The 17,525-nt window shown below is 51.6% G+C and carries 17 protein-coding genes; 2 read left to right on the forward strand and 15 right to left on the reverse strand.

Annotated features, from left to right (window positions below; genetic code table 11):
- Window positions 1-65 precede the first annotated feature (65 nt).
- The 10 genes from BFP99_RS26185 to BFP99_RS26235 form a co-directional block, all read right to left on the reverse strand.
- Window positions 66-779, reverse strand: coding sequence for a competence protein CoiA (locus BFP99_RS26185; RefSeq protein WP_083221258.1), 714 nt, complete (start codon window positions 777-779; stop codon window positions 66-68).
- 615 nt (window positions 780-1,394) lie between these two features.
- Window positions 1,395-1,910 (reverse strand): hypothetical protein, encoded by a 516-nt coding sequence (locus tag BFP99_RS26195; RefSeq protein WP_065948578.1) that lies wholly within the window; start codon window positions 1,908-1,910, stop codon window positions 1,395-1,397.
- 296 nt (window positions 1,911-2,206) lie between these two features.
- Window positions 2,207-2,755, reverse strand: coding sequence for a hypothetical protein (locus BFP99_RS26200; RefSeq protein ID WP_065948579.1), 549 nt, complete (start codon window positions 2,753-2,755; stop codon window positions 2,207-2,209).
- 257 nt (window positions 2,756-3,012) lie between these two features.
- Window positions 3,013-4,290, reverse strand: coding sequence for a translesion error-prone DNA polymerase V subunit UmuC (gene umuC / locus BFP99_RS26205; protein ID WP_065948580.1), 1,278 nt, complete (start codon window positions 4,288-4,290; stop codon window positions 3,013-3,015).
- A complete protein-coding gene (locus tag BFP99_RS26210) occupies window positions 4,283-4,708 on the reverse strand; it encodes a LexA family protein (protein ID WP_065948581.1) in 426 nt (141 codons plus the stop codon). The genes umuC and BFP99_RS26210 overlap by 8 nt, the downstream gene beginning before the upstream one ends.
- 682 nt (window positions 4,709-5,390) lie before the next feature.
- Entirely contained in the window at window positions 5,391-6,212 is an 822-nt protein-coding gene (locus BFP99_RS26215; RefSeq protein WP_065948582.1) for a hypothetical protein, read from the reverse strand.
- A 266-nt stretch (window positions 6,213-6,478) separates the two neighbouring features.
- A complete protein-coding gene (locus BFP99_RS26220; RefSeq protein WP_065948583.1) occupies window positions 6,479-7,228 on the reverse strand; it encodes a hypothetical protein in 750 nt (249 codons plus the stop codon).
- A gap of 321 nt (window positions 7,229-7,549) precedes the next feature.
- On the reverse strand, window positions 7,550-8,866 hold the full coding sequence (locus tag BFP99_RS26225; protein ID WP_065948584.1) for an McrC family protein: 1,317 nt from the start codon (window positions 8,864-8,866) through the stop codon (window positions 7,550-7,552).
- The gene (locus BFP99_RS26230; RefSeq protein WP_065948621.1) at window positions 8,863-10,896 is read right to left on the reverse strand and encodes an AAA family ATPase; all 2,034 of its coding nucleotides are present in this window, start codon (window positions 10,894-10,896) and stop codon (window positions 8,863-8,865) included. The genes BFP99_RS26225 and BFP99_RS26230 overlap by 4 nt, the downstream gene beginning before the upstream one ends.
- Before the next feature lie 204 nt (window positions 10,897-11,100).
- Complete coding sequence (locus tag BFP99_RS26235) at window positions 11,101-12,141, reverse strand: helix-turn-helix transcriptional regulator (RefSeq protein WP_256098231.1); 1,041 nt, start codon at window positions 12,139-12,141, stop codon at window positions 11,101-11,103.
- Between the two features lie 148 nt (window positions 12,142-12,289).
- Here BFP99_RS26235 and BFP99_RS26240 point away from each other — a divergent pair, with 148 nt between their 5' ends.
- Both BFP99_RS26240 and BFP99_RS26245 read left to right on the forward strand, forming a co-directional pair.
- Window positions 12,290-13,174: a hypothetical protein gene (locus BFP99_RS26240; RefSeq protein ID WP_065948586.1), complete on the forward strand. Its 885-nt coding sequence runs from the start codon at window positions 12,290-12,292 to the stop codon at window positions 13,172-13,174.
- A gap of 36 nt (window positions 13,175-13,210) precedes the next feature.
- Window positions 13,211-13,573: a hypothetical protein gene (locus tag BFP99_RS26245; protein ID WP_141690827.1), complete on the forward strand. Its 363-nt coding sequence runs from the start codon at window positions 13,211-13,213 to the stop codon at window positions 13,571-13,573.
- A 98-nt stretch (window positions 13,574-13,671) separates the two neighbouring features.
- On the opposite strand, the gene BFP99_RS26250 is transcribed toward BFP99_RS26245, so the two are convergent.
- The 5 genes from BFP99_RS26250 to BFP99_RS26270 form a co-directional block, all read right to left on the reverse strand.
- Window positions 13,672-14,058: a single-stranded DNA-binding protein gene (locus BFP99_RS26250; protein WP_065948587.1), complete on the reverse strand. Its 387-nt coding sequence runs from the start codon at window positions 14,056-14,058 to the stop codon at window positions 13,672-13,674.
- A 2-nt stretch (window positions 14,059-14,060) separates the two neighbouring features.
- The gene (locus BFP99_RS26255) at window positions 14,061-14,633 is read right to left on the reverse strand and encodes a DUF3158 family protein (RefSeq protein WP_083221260.1); all 573 of its coding nucleotides are present in this window, start codon (window positions 14,631-14,633) and stop codon (window positions 14,061-14,063) included.
- A complete protein-coding gene (locus BFP99_RS26260) occupies window positions 14,620-15,402 on the reverse strand; it encodes a PFL_4669 family integrating conjugative element protein (RefSeq protein WP_065948589.1) in 783 nt (260 codons plus the stop codon). Before BFP99_RS26260 ends, BFP99_RS26255 begins: the two co-directional genes overlap by 14 nt.
- A gap of 261 nt (window positions 15,403-15,663) precedes the next feature.
- The gene (locus BFP99_RS26265; RefSeq protein ID WP_065948590.1) at window positions 15,664-16,968 is read right to left on the reverse strand and encodes an STY4528 family pathogenicity island replication protein; all 1,305 of its coding nucleotides are present in this window, start codon (window positions 16,966-16,968) and stop codon (window positions 15,664-15,666) included.
- Complete coding sequence (locus BFP99_RS26270) at window positions 16,968-17,519, reverse strand: DUF2857 domain-containing protein (protein ID WP_083221261.1); 552 nt, start codon at window positions 17,517-17,519, stop codon at window positions 16,968-16,970. Before BFP99_RS26270 ends, BFP99_RS26265 begins: the two co-directional genes overlap by 1 nt.
- Window positions 17,520-17,525: the final 6 nt, after the last annotated feature.

Raw genomic sequence — 17,525 nt, forward strand, 5'->3', positions numbered from 1 at the left:
AGCGCCAACATAAAGACGTCAATGATCTCAGAATCTATAGGCTCCAAACTGCATATTCTGAAGTTTCAATCCCCACGCTTCACAGCCCATTGCATACCGTTCCAATGGAGATCGCCGTGGTAAATGTAAGCAAGCAATTCGAAATGGCTTAGCTGCAGTCCTGGCGTTATTACGTTGGGATCACGCTCAGGTATTAACATACCGAAATAGAAGTCTGGCCAGGTGTTGAACATGTGACCATGGGGAGGGTTTTTTCTTTCGAACTCCTCCCTCCAGCGCTTCGTCATGATTACTTTGCCTAAGGTGCGCCCGACCTCATGGCGTACCAGCCAATAGCATTCTACCCCTGACCTAGCATAACGCTCCTGTCGGCGGACAAAGTCCCGGAGGTGCTGGTACGACCGCTGGAGTTCGATGACCACCTTGCGTTCACCCATCTCCACGTACACGTCAGCTCGCCACCGGTCCTTTCCCGCTCCACCTGCTACCTCACTACGAGGGGCAAGTCCGAACAGCTTGAGGGCTCCGAAGACCAAGTCTTTGGCTTCGATGTGCCAGACCGTCTCCGGCGCCGTAGCGCACTCTTCCGAGTAATGAGCAAAGAACTGCACACCGTTCATGCTGGTCTTCAGAACTGCGCGTGAAGCGCAGCAGGGCATCTTGAATGCAAGCGGGTCATTGAGTGACTGGGCCTTGAGGGCGTCCCATTGCTCGCGAGTGTATTGGCCAGCGTAGACGGGTTGCTCGTCCCTGGTGAAGGCTTCAGGCATTTCGCTCATAGGATCACTGTTGAAAAAGTACGGTTTGAAGGGCCAAGCCTACACGCCCAAACGCAGATCATAATGTCCGAAGGATGGCGGTCATGCTGAAATTACGCTTCAGGATTGTTGAGCTTTTCGATAACCTGGTCGAGAAAGTCCCGTTCATCGACATAGCTGAACTCTTTAGTGAACAGCAGAGTGCTTTGTGTCTTTTTCCCACTGACCAAACCAAGCATCTGGCTTGCCGACGTAGACCTGAGAGCGACTTGGAAACTGATCAGCGGTCATGATCAGTCCATCACGCTCAAGCCAGGCATGACTAGCACCGTCTTTTCCGAGCAGACATAGTGAAAGTCGCCAACGCTCAGCGTATTCAGATAATCACGCATAAGCTCTGGTACGATTCCACAACATCCGCGTTGGAAATTTTGGATATGCGAGGGCTCGTCCTTAACATTCAACACTTGGACAACAGCCCCCTGAAGCGGCTGACCAGTGCTAGCGACCTCACTTGTCGTAATAGATCTTCTTGTGCCTCCAAGATTTCACCTTCCAGTGTTGAACATTCTGTACCGTACATGCTGATCCTATGGCGCTAACCCTATGCGTCCCACGAATCAGCACACGTAACGCTTACAGGTTCACTTGGACGTTTTTCGAGAGTTGATAAGTGAATCTGTCACCATAGATTGATTTGACAGTTATGATGAAATCCAAACTGCCTGGTTTCATCAAAAATAGATCCAGCCTTGATTTAGCACACTTGAGTGGATCGCCGGCTTTCGGCACGCCCAGCAGTAATATTTCCTCACCGGTTTTGAGGCTATCGTTAGGGCGAGGTTCACCGATTGATAAACACTCTGTATTGAGGCCCAACAATCTGGCAGCTTCAAAAAACTTCCTGGCTCCCTCAATTTTTTTACCATTCACCATTACATCTAGACTCTCAACAAAAGCAGGCCCCAGACCATTATTGATTACATGAACACCCTCATTATCAAGTTTGGCCTCATTGGTGTAATAGGCGTTGAGCCGCGGCTCGACCGAGACGTGATTTTGGATACGCTGAATGTATAGCTGGCTCGCTGAAAAAATCAGAGCAATGAGTGCTATTGATACTGTAGCGACGTTGGTAATGGGCTGATTCATTTTTGGGAATTACCTTTCCTATAAAAACTCTACGGAACGTGACGTTCTATCTAAATAGAGGCGTCTATTTAGGCCATGGTGCCCCAGGTAATTGTTCCCGGGACACAACCAGATCCCCACTCATTATCTTGCAAAATCAATAGCATTGTCGCGATCACAGCCTCGTGAGACGCGCAGACTGGTTAATTACTCGAGTCGACGGTATTGAGTGAGGCCTGGCGGAGCGCACAGGCGTCAGGGTGGACGCACAATCGATAAAGTGAGGCGTTTTCGTTGGTGAAGGTTACTGTTCCAGATTACAAGTCATTGGGGGTGCCCCACGAGCTCTGGGCAAAACCACCATCGTCGACCAAGATCAGATTCATCTTGGCTCGATAACGCTCATTCTCTAGGCCCTTGTACTCAAGGGTCAAAGGAATGACAGCACCGCTCCGCCACGCTCCCGCTTTGTCGCCAAAGTATCCAAAAGCGTTTGTCATCCGCTTTCCGTTGGCCAGTACCGAGATCTGTTTATTAGCGAAAAAACAGCGCCTCGCATCCCCTGGCATCGTTGTTTCATGCGGGCGATCCAGTGCTGCCAGAACTCGCTTTTCGGTCGCAACGAGCCTGATGTCTTTAGCTGGACGATTCCCAGAGTTTTCCACCACGATATTCAACGCCATCCCCTCATTCCCCCCGGAAGCACTCGCAATCCAAGCAGTGAGGATGGGCCTGTTTGTTTTTCTCCATAGTCGCCATGTGAGCGTCAGCGAACTAATGGCAACCAACAGTGATACCGCCGCAACAATGATCCCAATTAACGCCAACGGATTCTCAATTGCCTTGGCCGCCACAATATCCATCATCACTACAAGCTCCTACTGACTCGTTTCCAAGGTGCTTCATTGGTCAAAGGCGCTGAAAACCACTTAGACCACAAGCCTAGCGCTGCCTGCTGTATCGATGGTTTAACTCAGGCGATGGCTGACATGCAAGAGAAGCGGTGAGGATCGGGCATATTTGGGATAGTTCGGACAAGGTGCATTGGCCGGGCGATTACGAGACTAAGTTCTTACCCAGCTTTGATCTATGGTGCCTGCCAGCTTTTGGCTGAACGCTAGAGTTATTTGCAATCCACCGACCAAAGCTGATCGAGCCTGGTTGTGTAGCTCCTACTCATCATCTCGCGGCGCATTCCCCAATCAGGATCTACCGGCACACTGGCGGAGCGCAGTGTTCCCCTTCCCCACCGCCCGTTGATCTGATCGAGCACTGTCATCACCCGAGTTGCCTCCGCAGGCTGAGATATAGCAAACAGATCATCGGTGTACTCCCCAGGCTGGCAAAGGTTGAGCAACATCACCTCAGCCTTGCTGTACTTAAAACCTGGCCTAAATATGCGATCAAGCGCACTCACCGCCGCCTGGGTGAGCAGACGCACATCATCAGTCGGGTACGGCATATCCACCACCACCCCATTGGCATACTTCGCCTCTTCTGGGTTGAACATGCCGGTGCGGATACACACGCGAACCTTCTTGCACAACGAATTCTGAGCGCGAAGCTTCTCAGAGGCGCGCATCATGTAGGTTGCAACTGCCTCCTTGATAGGCGGCAGCTCCGTCAGCCGCTTGCCGAACATCCGACTGCAGCAGATCTCCTGCTTTGGCGGATCGGGCTCGTCTAGTTCCAGGCAGGACGTACCACCCAGTTCCCTGGCAGTCTTTTCGATTACGATGCTGAACTTCTTGCGGAGCGTCCAAGGATCGGCCTTGGCCAGGTCCATGGCAGATTTGATGCCCAGGGCATCAAGGTGCAGCTTCATCTTGCGGCCAACGCCCCATACTTGTGACACATCAGTATTGCGCAGGACCCAGTCACGCTTAACAGGGTCGGTGATGTTCACCACCCCCCCGGTTTGAGCTTGCAAGCGCTTTGCGGTGTGGTTAGCCAGCTTGGCTAGGGTTTTGGTATTGGCGATACCAACGCCTACAGGAATGCCGGTGCAGCGAAGTACCTGGGAGCGGATGTGCCGACCAAGTAGATCAAGATCACCGATCCCTGTCAGATCCGCAAAAGCCTCGTCAATGCTGTAGATCTCAACGGCAGGCACCATGCTCTCGATCAGCGTCATCACTCGCTCACTCATGTCACCGTACAGCGCGTAGTTCGAGGAGAACGGGACGATGCCGTGCTGCTTGAGTTTGTGCTTGATCTGAAAATACGGCTCGCCCATCTTGATAAAAGGCTTGGCGTCGTAGCTTCTAGCAATGACGCAACCGTCATTGTTGCTCAGCACCACAATTGGTGTCTTTGCCAGGTCTGGACGGAATACCCTCTCGCAACTGGCGTAAAAGCTGTTGCAGTCAATCAGAGCGAAGACAGGACTGGGCTTAGACATGACTGCGCACGGTACTGGTGATCACACCCCAGATCGACAGTTCATCACCTTCCAGCACGTAGCGAGCTGGGTACTTCGGATTCTCGGACAGCAGAATCACTTCCTTACCGCGCTTGCAGAGACGCTTGCACATGGGATCATTGTTCAGCAGCGCCACAACGATGTGCCCATGGGCGGGCTCAATTGACCGATCAACAATCGCCAGGTCTCCTTCGTAGATCCCGACGCCCTGCATGCTTTCCCCAGTGATCATCACCAGGTAAACGTGGGGCGCCCTAATGTTCAGGACTTCATCCAGAGAAATATGCTGCTCGATATGATCAGCCGCCGGCGATGGAAAGCCAGCCGGCACCTGAAAAGAGCACAGAGGCAGCTTGACGCCCCCATTGCCTATTGGACCCAGGATGTTGAAGCTCATGATACTGCCCTTCTACAAATACTGTACAAGTGTACAGTTAATCTCGGAGCAGCCTTGCGGTCAATTTCACGTAAGACATATCTGACAAGTGGCCAAATAATCTCAGCTAATCGACATAACCCCCTCCGGGCTCTCCACCAACTCCCCCACTCTCAGTCGTCTACAACGTCGCGACACTTGAGATCATCGGCCATTGCCAGAGCGCCTCACATCGATACTCGAGAGTTCCTGCGGCGAATGCTGGATCGCGGTCGAAGGTAAGCCAGGCTTTCCAATCGTCTATTGGGTGGACACTGAAGGTGATGACGAAGCTCTCACATTGAGGTCTATCGTGTAGTGACCACTGAGTACTGGCCGCTCCAAGCCTCTAACGTGCGGAGATATCTATGTGCGGACGATTTGTGCAGTACGAAGGAATGGCGATCTATATCGAAGAACTGAGCCCTTAGATCGAATTATTCAGTGGCTACGACGCGTGTACAGGTGCTGTATAGCAAAGAAGACGGAATCATCGGTCATTGCAGCACCATGTTGAAAAAATCAGAGATCCCGCCCCATTCCCTATCGGCGAGCGGGCTTCTTTGTCACAAAGTAACCAGTGGATTTTTCAACTGATATTTTATGTTGGGTATCCATGGACACTTCTTGTGTAGTTAGCTGGGGGTATCAGGTAATTTTGGGCTTACAACATGAATGAAGGGAAACTGTTCTGAACTTTCGCTGCGACTGGAGTTTTTTGGGAAGCAATGAGCCAAGGGCACTCAAGATAGTTTCGTGCTTCATGATTTCTGTACTCAGTCACTTGGGTCGTGCATTGTAGTGGTTCGCCCTCCCAAGCGTTCCAAAATGCTAGAACTCCATTTATTTGCTTAGTTCCACGCAGGAAATCAGCAATCGCATTTTCAATTTCTCCTTTGGCATGTTTCCTAGAGTCCGAATCCTTGTATTCTGTAGAGAGTGCGATACATATTATACTCGCGGTGTCAGCTGGCAGCTGCTTCTTCGCTTTTCTCAGCGTATTCCTGAGCGTCGTAGTATTCTCTATCATTCCCCCTCGACGTGCTTTAACCTCTATCGCAACAAGTTTTCCGTCTATTTCGGCCTGTAGGTCGTAGTCCTCCCCCCTAACTCCAGTCGGGCACACGAATCTGACTGGATAGCCATTTTTCACTAATAAGGAAGCAGCGTACATCTCGAAGAAAACTGGCTCAAAATCACGAGTTGCTGCATCTGCTAGAAGATTGTCAAACCCTGGACTATCCTTGAGTAGAAAGAGCATGTGTCCGAGTCTGACACAGTTCAAGTGGTAGTCGAGAACACATGCTTCTTCATCAAGTTCTTGATTGAATGGAGCGACGCGACGCGAATTTATGGATATATTTTTCTCCAGCCAGTCGTCGCCCAACGTCTCTGCGATGATGTATTCGGCAATACTATGCCATTGAATACCATAGCTCTGACTCTGTAGATCGCGCCGCAAAGTGTCTAGATTTTTAAAGTCCATATTATTCCTAGTGGTGTTTCGGTTACGCGAGTTAGTAAGCAATTGAGGGAGCTGTGGCAGGTTGCCAAAGTTAGAACTTAAGGTCAAATGACTACTAAATCAGCGCGATAGCATTGGAGTCGAACTGCCCGCTGGAGCCAGTTTCAACACGTTGTGAAAGGCAGAAGTCAGCCAAATGCGGACTCTAGCGTAGTTTCGCCACACCTCTTTCATCGACGATGAAGATTACTAGGAGCATACTCCGCTCAATCTAGAACATCCTATACTCATGCGATGTTTGCTTTAGATATAAGATTTCTACGACGCTTCTCAGTCACATGGGCTGTAAAAACTTCAATGGCAGGATATGATTCCTCCCCGTTAGCGGCCTTCCTGAAATTCTTAAGCAGTTCGTGACCGTCCGCAGGACGAAATAAATATGCAAATTGAGATTCAATAATTTCTTTATCGACAACAGCATACTGCCAAGCAACAAGAGTAAACTCAAGTGCATTGAGGTAGGATATTGCATGCCACCTTAGCTCGGACGACTGAGCTTCTGAAATCACAATGTGCTCACCTTCCATTCGGAGCTCTTGTTCAGAGAAGAGCTCCGCCAGAAGGGACTGATGTTTACTACTGATTTTAAATTCCTGTTGTTTAAGAAGCTCGCGACACTGCTCCTCGCTCAAGCACTCAATTATTTTTCTCGCAATAGAGCCTTCTTTTTTTAAATTCTTAGACCATTCAACTAACACATCGACGGACTTTTCTCTCCTGGAGCGCTCGTGATCCGCTTTTAACTGACGATATGCAAGATATACCTGAAATACCACTCCTATGACCGCGAGCGATGCAGTAATTGTGGCAATATTTGCCCAGTCTTGAAGTACCATAATCACCTTAAAATCGACATAGCTCTCGAGTGATATCATATCAACATCAAAGCAAACCGAGAAGCCCCAGTCGATTAACTTCTCGTAAGCGTATGCCAACGCATCAGTAGCCGAGTGGGCAGAACTAAGGAGCCCACGCATGCCCAGCCTAAATATGCCTTCCAACTGAAATCTGCGATGCCGCGCGTCAAATTTTCAATGAATAATCCCTGATGTCGCAAGCTCAGATCGGATGCATAGGACCGATTTTGTTGAAAAGTCGGTTTTTCCAATACGCTCGAATATTGATGGGTGAAAACACCTCTGTTGCACGCTGCTACGTGAAATCCGAGCCTGAACATTCAGCCAAAAATTCAGATTTCAATCTCGGGCGCGTACTTTTCCGGCGTGGAATTCGAAGCCGATTTTTTCAACAGAATCGGCCGAAAGCGACCTTTCAGGAGCTAGTTAGTAGACAAAAGCTTAGCTCCCCGACTCCCGATCGCGTGAATGCGATAATGCGGTACCACCGAACAATGGCAATGATGTCTGTTCAGGTATGTTCAGGAAAAATCTTTCCAGATCAAAAGGCAAAACATGCAAATGTAAATTATCGTCGAAAGCAAATGACGCAAGCTCCTTAGTAAAGTCAGAGTGGCTGGGATAAATCAGTACCAGCTCTCCCCCAAGCTCTTTCAAGTATTTTCGCCCATAGGCAAAAAGCTGATAGAAATCCGTCTGCGACAAACCGTAATTTTTATCCCGACCTCCCGCGTCAATCAGCTTCCACTTCGTGTCCAAAACCCACTGTCGATTGCCTTGATGAACCAGGAAATCTGGCTCTAGACGGAAAATTGAATCGTTATCGTGCTGACAGAGGTATTCAGTGCGAGCTTGCGACCGTAAGGTAGCACCAGGCAATAGGTGCCCTTTCAACCAGCTCTCGACGTACCGCTCGAATAACTTCTCCATCGGAAATAGCAGGCTTATGCCCTGCCATTGCCCCGCTACCGCAAACGGCATCTGCTCATTCAAAATCAATTCACACCACGGCTTCACTGCACGGTAGTGCGCCATCAACCGCTCATTGCTCCAACCACGAAGGTCACTTTCCGGTCGTTTGCTGGAAGGCACCTCCACCAGGAGACTGCGTAATTCGTGAGCCAAACGCCAGTTGTCAGGATGCTGTGTCAACCTGCACACGCGCTCAAGCACAAACTTTAGTACACGGTTCTCTGGCCGATCAGGCACGAATATATCGTGGCGGATCTGAAAACAGTGCTGCCTACCAAGTGGCTGGCGCATTTGTGCGACGACATTGAGCTGCCCACGAAGGAAGTACTGCTCTTCCTCCACTCTGAGATAATCAGAGCGCAAGCCGCGCTTGATGAGATGGTCGAGCTCCGCCAGGAACTGCTCCATCACCCATTCAGAAAGCGGTGCGTCGAACAGTTCCACGCTGGCGACAGAGGCGCTCCTGGGTTTCAGATTCAATGCGTTCTGAATCATCTTGCACAGTAGTGCGCGGCTTTTCTTCTCGCAATGACCCTCCTCAGTATGTTTGGGCAAGATTTCCAGCCGGGTACCACAGGGCGTTTCGACCACACCGACATAGCTGTCCCACTTCAAGGAATGGCGCCCTTCCACGTGCAACAACCTGGCACCGTTTTTGTGGAAATTGGCGCTCAAGTCGCATAGCCAGTCGAACGCACTGACTGTCACCTGCGCTTCATCCAGCGAAGGCGTCACGGCAGCGGTAGTGAGCCGCCCGTACTCTCGAATAGTGACGAGCATAGTCACGCGCGATTACTTTGAAGTGCGCCCAAAACGGCACGCCCTAGTGCTCGGGTGTTGAGGTCACTGCCCATCCCATTGATAGTACGCACCTGCAGAGCGGCGGCGAGCTCCCTAAGTGATGGTTTAACCTTGGCAAGGCGGGCGCCATCACGCAGTACCTCAATCGACCCTGTCTTCATCTCACGAACAGTGAATTCGTCATGAGTTGCCTCGCGCAGTACCTCTGAAGTCAGGCTGCGAGCTTGGTGATCAATGATCCCTGCGTAAGCCTCCATCCGGTCAAAAGCCTCCTCATTTATGCACCACGTCTTGCTGCCGGACCCCACATGCACACCGTCGCCGAAAAGCGTCTGCAAGGCTTTTGCCTGCTCGTACACAAAACGATCCGGCTCAGGTTTGCGGTGATCGTTCAGCACCCATTGAATGCGCTGCCAGTCCTCAAAGAAGTACTCCTGCAGCAGGGGTAAAATCTGGTTTCGGAAGATCAGGCCGAGCTGTTCAGGTCGAGCATCGGTCACTAACGGCATGAAGTAAGCGTGGCCGAGACAGTGGTCGCGATCCAGCAATGCCTCAATGCGTTGGTTTATAACCAGTAGCATCTGCCCAATATTAACTCCACCGACTAGAACGCCATCAAGCAGCTCGGGCTTAGGTGGCATCTCACGGAATACAAAGCGTCGTCTCAAGGCAATATCAAGCCCCGCCAACGAGCGATCTGCGGTGTTCATGGTGCCAATGATGTAAACGTTGGAAGGTACGCTGAATGGCTTTTTCGAATAGGGCAAATCAACGCTCAGAGCCTCATCGGCCCCCTCGCGCTTGGAAGCTTCGATCAGCGTGATCAGTTCCCCGAAGATCCTAGAGACATTGCCCCGATTGATCTCATCGATGATCAACACGTGAGGCTCGCGCTCTGTCTGCTTGACGACAAGAGGAACCGACGGTGCCACGCCCTGCTTCTCCAAGTAGCTGAGCAGATCAGCCCAACTGAAGCGTGGCATTGGATAAACCGTCTTCAAGGTGAACTGACGATCATCGTTGAGCGGCAGGATGGGCTGATTGACGTCACGATAGAGCCACTTCACGGGACGCACATGACAGTAGTTATTTATCACGCCCGCAGGCACATTCGCCTCATAGCGATAGTCGCCAGTAATCACGCCGACTGCGCCTATATGCGAGGCCGAGTGAATGCACAGAACAATATCACCCACCACCATGCCTTCAGCAAAGTGCTCCAAGGTTCCTTTGTCGCCGGATCCCAGACTCTGATAATACTCACTGTTTTCCAGGTCACCCATCAGGTCCCCAGTTTTTCCCCACCCTACCCTCGCCTCACCGTGCTCCAAGCAGTAAGTCTTGGTTGTTGAACTCCCCGAGCCATTGATGGAAATCTTCCAAATACGGGGGTTACTGCGAACCCCGGTTTCAGAATCCACACTCTGCGTTCGAGCGGTATCGCAAAGGCGCTTGAATACACCTGGCTCTACCTTGTATTCAAGCTGCTTGTTTTCTTCGCTGCTTTCAGCTCGTAACCCTTCAACAAAGTCTTCATAGCTGAAACTTTGGTGGAAGGTGACAAAGCGGATACGCTCATCATTTGCCAGCTCATCAAAGCGATCCTTGAGCGCTTTGCGATTCTGACGATTGCCCGCCAGCCACTGAGCATCGAGAATCTCCAAAGCGGCCTCGATGGTGGCGTAAGTTTTTCCGGTACCAGGTGGCCCATAGAGAATCTGATTGAGCGCAGACGGTGTCTTGGGAACAGGGTCAGTAGCGACAGGAGCAGACTCCCCGCCTTGCTGAAGAAAAGATTGATAATCCAGCCACTGCTTGAGGCCACTTTGCACATTGCCACTGTTGCTGGCGCCTATGCCTGAGTGAATGCCCTTCGGCCCATACTCTTTGTAAAAGGCGCGAAGATCGGCAAGATCGGTGATCTGTAAAATATCTTCACCGCAGTGCTCAGATACCGTTCTAACGCCACTCAAATAGTTATTGGCTGTGTTTACGGCTTTACCGGACTGAATCATCCATTCTTTGAAACTCGTACCGTCCGTTGACTTCAAAACATTGACTCCAAAAATGGGTGTTAAGCCTGGCTGACAAGCCACAAAGAGCTTGTCAAAAACTGAATCCAATAGCGACGCTACACAGCAGCCCGACACACACATTCCACATCGGAGAAGCAGAAATAGGGGCCCCTGCCGAGCGCATTTAGCTGAGCCGACGCCAGCTCAAAAAGCGCGGTATTTTTCGATCGCATCATTTAAGGCATTGCGCATGGCCTCACGCAGGTAATCAGGTGCAATAACTTGAATATCGGCCGCATTACTCAATAGAAAGAGCCGCAGGCCTTGCGAGTCATGCACTTGGCACTTGAGCCTCCATTCATCCCCATTCGAAGCCAAGACCTGGTCTACATTAAGCGGGTTCTCGCTCAACCTATTTCGCAGGTTATCGCTCAAACGGAGCTCTAGATCGATGGCCCCTTCCCCAAGGATCGTCATCAAATCTTTCTGGACATCCATCGCATTCACATCGTAACCAACTGGCTCGGGTATCTTCTGCCAGTGTGATCGAACATCTACCATTCGGTGAAGCATCAGAACGCACGTTTGGCCACGGCCATTACTGCTGTACTTACCTCGAGGGGTGCCTGCGAGTGGCTCCATCCCCTCCGGCCATTTCTCGTCAGCGACAAATGCGGAAAGGTAGATGTTGGAATCCTGATAAGACAGTGCAAGCGGCTTAAGCCTGTACGAGCATGTCTCAACACCAACTGCATCTCTTGGCCGATAGACGACCTCCAAACTCTCATCGCCAAGCATTGCTTCTTGAATAGTGGTGAGGTGGCTCGGATTGTAGTCTCCAGGCTCCAAGACCATAAATCGGGTGCCGCTCGTTATTCGACCCTCAGCAATCAGGTTACGGGGGGAGCGTGCCCAAACCTCCGACTCCGCATACTCCCGAAGCTTGATCAGTTCCTCGGATTTAACCCGAAAGCCAAAACGGTCTGCGTGCTGGAATATCGCAGTCAGCGTCATCGATTCTGCCGGTGTCAGTGAAAGATCAAGACTTCCCCGGCCCGATGTCCAATAACGCCTTTTATGATTCGGGCCCTGTGCCGACTTTGCGAACTGCGGACCTGCGGCCAGAGCCTCCAGATCACGACGCGTGGTTCTGATGGAATAACCTCCAAACGCGTCCTGCATCCTGTCGTGAAGCTCTTCGGTAGATTGCGCACAGCCTGCTTGCTGTAGCAGTTTGCGCAGCAATTCTCGGCGTCTCTCACGATTCGGTGCGGTGTAATTCATAGCTGCCAAAGAATAAGTTCTCACGGACAAAAAGCGGTCTTACCAGTAGATACTATCTCCTCGTTGACACGCAATCCTTCAAATTGAACAGCCTACTGCTGGAGTATTTATGAAAACCAAGCAAGCCTACGCCACCCTTCCCCACGTGAGTGGTTTCATTGATTGGCTAGCCGCGGAGCTGGACTCCAAGACATTGTTTAATCATCAATACGTGGATCGCCGCAGCGGAAACGAATGGTCGTGCGATAGCCTCTTTAATGCTTACGAGTCCTACAGCTGGAGCTTCCCGGGCAATGCTCGCTTGGCTTACAACACTGGATCCTGCTCCACAAGTAACGCGAAAGCCCTTGAGGCGCTTCGACAAGACCTCCTCGCCGCCGGCACCGATGACACACTGGTTTTGCAGGCTGCTACGGATGTGATGGCTTGGGGGGGAGTGACAGCCCGCAACGTGGGATGGCTCAAGGCAAACAAGGTGGGCCTTGGCCGCATGATTCAGGAAGTGAAAATCGCGCTGATCCAAAAAGACCCTGACGCTCCAGTTCTGCGATCAAAGGCACTCCGCTTCAACGCGGGAATGACCAAAATCTACTCTCTAATCTGTCCCGACTTTTTGATCTATGACAGCCGCGTGGCAGCAGCACTCGGACTTTTAGTGGTTAATTACTGTAAAGCTAAGGGGCTCACTCAGGTGCCATCTGCACTCTGCTTCCCTTGGGCCTGCGCAAAAGAAAACGAGAACGTGTCTGCACCCAAACGTCGTAACCCGAGCACCGGAACTCTCCAATTCACGCGTCTGCGCTCCGGGGCTCACCATGCACGATGGAATATGCGCGCCAACTGGGTATTGAGTCAGGTGATAGCTCATCAGGCAGCGGCTCAAAGCCCATTCCAACAGATTGACGCCCCTGCAAACGCGTTGCGAGGTTTGGAACAGGCCCTTTTCATGATGGGCTACGACCTTGGTCATGCCGGTCAGGTATCCAACGGCTGACTCCGTATTTCTAACTACTCTGGATACGAGGTGCCCGTGTTCCAATTGACTGAAATACAGATCTTGATAATGCGACTGGCAGAGGAAGGAATTACCGCCGCTGCACTGCAGCGTGAGGTGATGCGTCTTCATCCTAAGCTGACTGATAGCAAATACCTGTGTGAAGTTATGTCACTTCAGGACCAGCGGCGATTGGTCGGAAACGAAATAACGGGGGCCTGGGTATTCAACTCGATATCGGATCAGGACTTGAAGAAAAACGCACTTGAATACAGCCCACAATTTGCAGAAATGATCATCGCGGCTGACTGTGGTGAATGGCACGAGATTGATGCGGATGACATGATTGCGAAGTTGGATGAGATGCTGCAAAAAGCACGAGCCCGAAAAGGCAAATGACCCTCCCAACTTTCCAGGCTCAGCTAGATATCAGCTTTCGGATGGTCACGCACAAGGACACTGCCAGGGTCCAAGAGAAGAGGCAGACCTTGTATCCACTATTCTGAAGGAAGTGCGTCAGTTGTTGTCATTACTACACTCTGGAGACGGTGCGGCAGGATACCCACTCGACTAGCCTGCACCTTCATTGCTCTGCACTCTCCACCGCTCTCATCCTCCCACTTATCCATCACCAGCCGACCGATCACCACCACCCTCATGCTTTTGCTGTAGAGGTCTGAATATCGTTCTGCATCTTTATGCCAAAGCTCCACGCTGGCCCAAAACCCACCACGATCCTCATACTCACCATCGCCTTTCGGAACGGGGTTATCGAAGTAGACATTCAGCCGCAGCAATCGCCGAGGTTCTTTGTTCCCATTCGGAAACTCCCTGAATTCTGGCTTCGTGCCGATGTTCCCCTCTCCCCAAAACTTGGTGGACATGGTCATACCTCCGCTGTGTTTTTTTCGAGATACTGAGAGATTCGCTGTTGATAAATCTGTTCGGCAGTATCAATTTTGGAAGCACACAGGAACGCCTGGCGGCTGATGCTATGAACCAAGCTGATCTGCATATTGACCACTACGCGCTGCCGCTCCATTTCTAAAAGATCTGAAACCAGGCTATCCGGTGTCCTGCCGTCCAGGACCAAGTCACCCCATAGATCGACGCCCATCCTGCTGCGATCCATTCGGCTCCATCGGAGAAACACCGTCCCAGCGCCAGTCGACTGTCGCGTCATTCGAATTGGAAGCAATGTAAATGGATACCGCTCTGCCTGAGCCAGTACCTGCTCAGTCGCCAACAGAATCAGGCTGCTCACTAACTGACTGCACTCGTCGCCAAATTGCATGAGCTCCCCCTTACCCTTAAAAGGCTTTAAAAGCCCTTTAAGGAAGGCAGTGTGTTCCAGTTCGGAGAAGGCAGTCTGTTGCAACGGTTGGAAGGATGTATGTTTTGAGCCTTGCATTGTTTTTTCAGGGGTTGGCGGCATGCTTGGGTACTCAGAATGAGCCATATCGCTCCCCTATCGATGCTTCAGGTAGGACGATTTCAACGTCTGGTGCAGAATTCAGAATATCTTCGTCAGAATGCTCGTCATGCTGTCCATCACGAAGCCGTCGCTGAACGATTGGCGGCGCGTATTCCGAGCGCCGAGCCCCCTCCAAAATATCTTGAGGCAACTCTCCAAATTTTTCCCGGGCCTCACGAGCCACAGCGTTGTTGGTGATGAAATCATCACGAGTAACCCCAGCAACTTTATAACGCTGAGCCAACCCAAACAGGCTACGCAGCACCTTCCCTCCAGCGTTGATCCAGATCTCCATATCTCGACGCCCCATCAACGCAGTGTGATGAGCCAACAATAAGCGTCGAACGATATCGTCGTAGGCAATGAGTAGGTAGACGGCTAAAAAGCCAAAGGGTGAATTGATAAAAACGGGCAGCGTGACCGGGTGCACATTTACATTTTCACCCACACTTAAAGCCTCCGGCAGCCTACTCATTGACTGGTCCAACCGGGCTTTGATGTCTTCGAGCTCTGTTTTGGAGGACTCAAGTTTTTCGTGGATTTGAATCATCCATAAATCGGCATAGGGATCATCCCGCTCAGCCATGCGTGTGATCCTGTTCATCAATGCTACAAAGCCGCTTAGGCCAATGATGCCGTTCTTACCCTCCCCTGCTGGCCTCCCGTGCCAAACACGAGCAGCGTGGTGAGTGTGAAGCGTAAGTTTCTTGTCGCTACGTAGAGGACCAAGATTCAGTTGGAAAACGTCAGACATGGAATGTCTCCTGGAGGTGGATGCCACAGCATCAGTGTTGCCAGGAACATCAGGATCGTCAGTCAGGAAACAGAATTGGAAGGGTGCTGTTTTGAACGCTCATCAATTCACTGAGCAACCATAAACTTGATTCCACTGGAATCGCAGTAGCCGCGTGCCAGTATGATTCCAGTGGAATCACTTACCTCGACTCGCCAACCTGATTCCACTGGAATCACCCATCTCGACTCGTCACCTTGATTCCACTGGAATCACTTCCATCTAAGGCTTCGTGCCTGATTTCAGCAGATCCAGTATCGCCTTAACCCCTTCACGTCCAGTTACGAGGCTCTCGGTACTTGGTTTGCCACGCTGAATGACTGACTCCGGGATGGGCGCCGGACGAGCTACTGCGGCCCTGAGAGCGCCGCACGAGTCATTCGATGGAGCTACGTTCCCGTGGTCGCTAGGCTGATTGAATTCACCCCGCTGCGCTTTCTGGATCATGCCAAACAGGTAGCCAGCCGGGTTTCGTACCTCGGCATTGGCACACCGTGCAGACCATTGATCCAGCACCTGCTGCTGCAGTTCAGGATCCATGCCGCCCAGCGCCACCATCGCGTTCCGTCGCTGCTCTGCCGCAAGCTGCAGGAATTGCTCCGGCAATCGCGGCGTCTCGCGCGCCCGCGGTACTGTGTTTTTACAAACATTTGTATTTGTACTAGTACTAGATGAGTTCGGATTCCGAACTGGGCTCACAACGACCGGTTTCCGGCTGAGTTCGGAATCCGAACTCTGGTCAATACGATTCCGAACTGGGACTTTTTCACAGAGTTCGGAATCGTTTTCACTGAGTTCGGATTCACTTGATGCCCATCGAACAACCGGGGATTTGGCCCAACCTTGCTCAGTTATGCGTTGCTGCATCCGTTCCAGGTGTGAGGGCAAAGCGTTTTCACGGAGGTATGGATCAGTAGAAAGCTCCTGGATGACATGAGCGGCTACGTCGCGAATGGATTTGTTCGCATGCCCCAAGCCTTCGTTCACCAACGCCAGGTAGCCGCGATCCAATAAGGCTGCTTCAGCGATGCTCACCGGCTCATCGTGCAACAGGTAGATGTTGCCCTTCATTTGCCCTGTGACCTCATCGCGCACGCAACCTCCCAAGCTAAGCCAGCGTGTTATACGCAAAGCCGTGAGCGCTTTCGAAACGGTTTCACGCGAGGCCATCTTGAAGGGAGAGGATGCTAGATACGGCCGCAGTTGCTCATACGTCGGAAAGGAGGTCAGGCCATCATCATTGAGCAGCAGTCTGAAGACCTGCCAGGCATTGCGCTCCAGGGGTGTGAGGCGGTTATCCAACAGCAGGCGCCTAGGCACAGCCTCATGCGGATTGCCGGTGAAGATAATGCCGGCTTTCTCCGTCTCTGAATTTAGCGAGAGAGGCCGTGCCAGTGACCTCTCCCCGTTCGACACGACGCGCTTTCCAGGTCGGGCCTCACTGAGCGCTGCGCTAGCAGAGTTGAGCAGCGCATTAAGCGCATCGAGGTTACTCGGGGTGTAACGGTGATTGCCCCCTCCACTCATCACACGAGGTCCTGAATGAACCAGCTTTGAATGGCACTCCAGATCATGGCCAGATTTAGACTTTTCTCCCGCTCAGCCATGACCATGGCGACATCAAGAACCGACCGAGGATCCTTGAAATTGGTGTTGAGCTCTTTGGTGAGGCTAACCCAGTGCTTCCAGAGAACAGCCTCATCCTCAGCCCCGACATGGGGCCAGCGCCCTCTTCGCTGTGGCACACCAAGAATTGAGCGCCGGACCGCAACCTCCTTGGGCGGTAAGCCGAAAAGCTCCAGAATCATCGGGGAGCTGGCCCCCAGCGTTAACGCGCGGTTGATCACGTCATCTTCTTCAGTATTTTTGGCGTGAGCAATTACCCGCCTTACTGCGACGCCATCGACAACAACCTTGAACCAAGGTACCGGTGAATTCACCAAAGCCCCCATGCACAACGGATCTACAAGTGTCTTCAGGTCGTGTTCTTCAAAGCCCATGGCCAGGCAGCTACGCAGTTGGCCATTTTTGATGTTGTTTAGAATCTGAAAGGCGACAGCCAGATTTAAGGGATGCACAGAAAC

It is taken from the genome of Pseudomonas sp. 1 R 17 (assembly GCF_900067035.1).
In the GTDB taxonomy this organism is placed as follows: domain Bacteria; phylum Pseudomonadota; class Gammaproteobacteria; order Pseudomonadales; family Pseudomonadaceae; genus Aquipseudomonas; species Aquipseudomonas marginalis.

Excerpts from the sequence above, each read along its gene's own strand:
- BFP99_RS26185 (WP_083221258.1), bottom strand. The coding sequence starts at position 779 with ATGAGCGAAATGCCTGAAGCCTTCACCAGGGACGAGCAACCCGTCTAC.
- BFP99_RS26195 (WP_065948578.1), bottom strand. The coding sequence starts at position 1,910 with ATGAATCAGCCCATTACCAACGTCGCTACAGTATCAATAGCACTCATT.
- BFP99_RS26200 (WP_065948579.1), bottom strand. The coding sequence starts at position 2,755 with ATGATGGATATTGTGGCGGCCAAGGCAATTGAGAATCCGTTGGCGTTA.
- umuC (WP_065948580.1), bottom strand. The coding sequence starts at position 4,290 with ATGTCTAAGCCCAGTCCTGTCTTCGCTCTGATTGACTGCAACAGCTTT.
- BFP99_RS26210 (WP_065948581.1), bottom strand. The coding sequence starts at position 4,708 with ATGAGCTTCAACATCCTGGGTCCAATAGGCAATGGGGGCGTCAAGCTG.
- BFP99_RS26215 (WP_065948582.1), bottom strand. The coding sequence starts at position 6,212 with ATGGACTTTAAAAATCTAGACACTTTGCGGCGCGATCTACAGAGTCAG.
- BFP99_RS26220 (WP_065948583.1), bottom strand. The coding sequence starts at position 7,228 with ATGCGTGGGCTCCTTAGTTCTGCCCACTCGGCTACTGATGCGTTGGCA.
- BFP99_RS26230 (WP_065948621.1), bottom strand. The coding sequence starts at position 10,896 with ATGATTCAGTCCGGTAAAGCCGTAAACACAGCCAATAACTATTTGAGT.
- BFP99_RS26240 (WP_065948586.1), top strand. The coding sequence starts at position 12,290 with ATGAAAACCAAGCAAGCCTACGCCACCCTTCCCCACGTGAGTGGTTTC.
- BFP99_RS26250 (WP_065948587.1), bottom strand. The coding sequence starts at position 14,058 with ATGTCCACCAAGTTTTGGGGAGAGGGGAACATCGGCACGAAGCCAGAA.
- BFP99_RS26255 (WP_083221260.1), bottom strand. The coding sequence starts at position 14,633 with ATGGCTCATTCTGAGTACCCAAGCATGCCGCCAACCCCTGAAAAAACA.
- BFP99_RS26260 (WP_065948589.1), bottom strand. The coding sequence starts at position 15,402 with ATGTCTGACGTTTTCCAACTGAATCTTGGTCCTCTACGTAGCGACAAG.
- BFP99_RS26265 (WP_065948590.1), bottom strand. The coding sequence starts at position 16,968 with ATGAGTGGAGGGGGCAATCACCGTTACACCCCGAGTAACCTCGATGCG.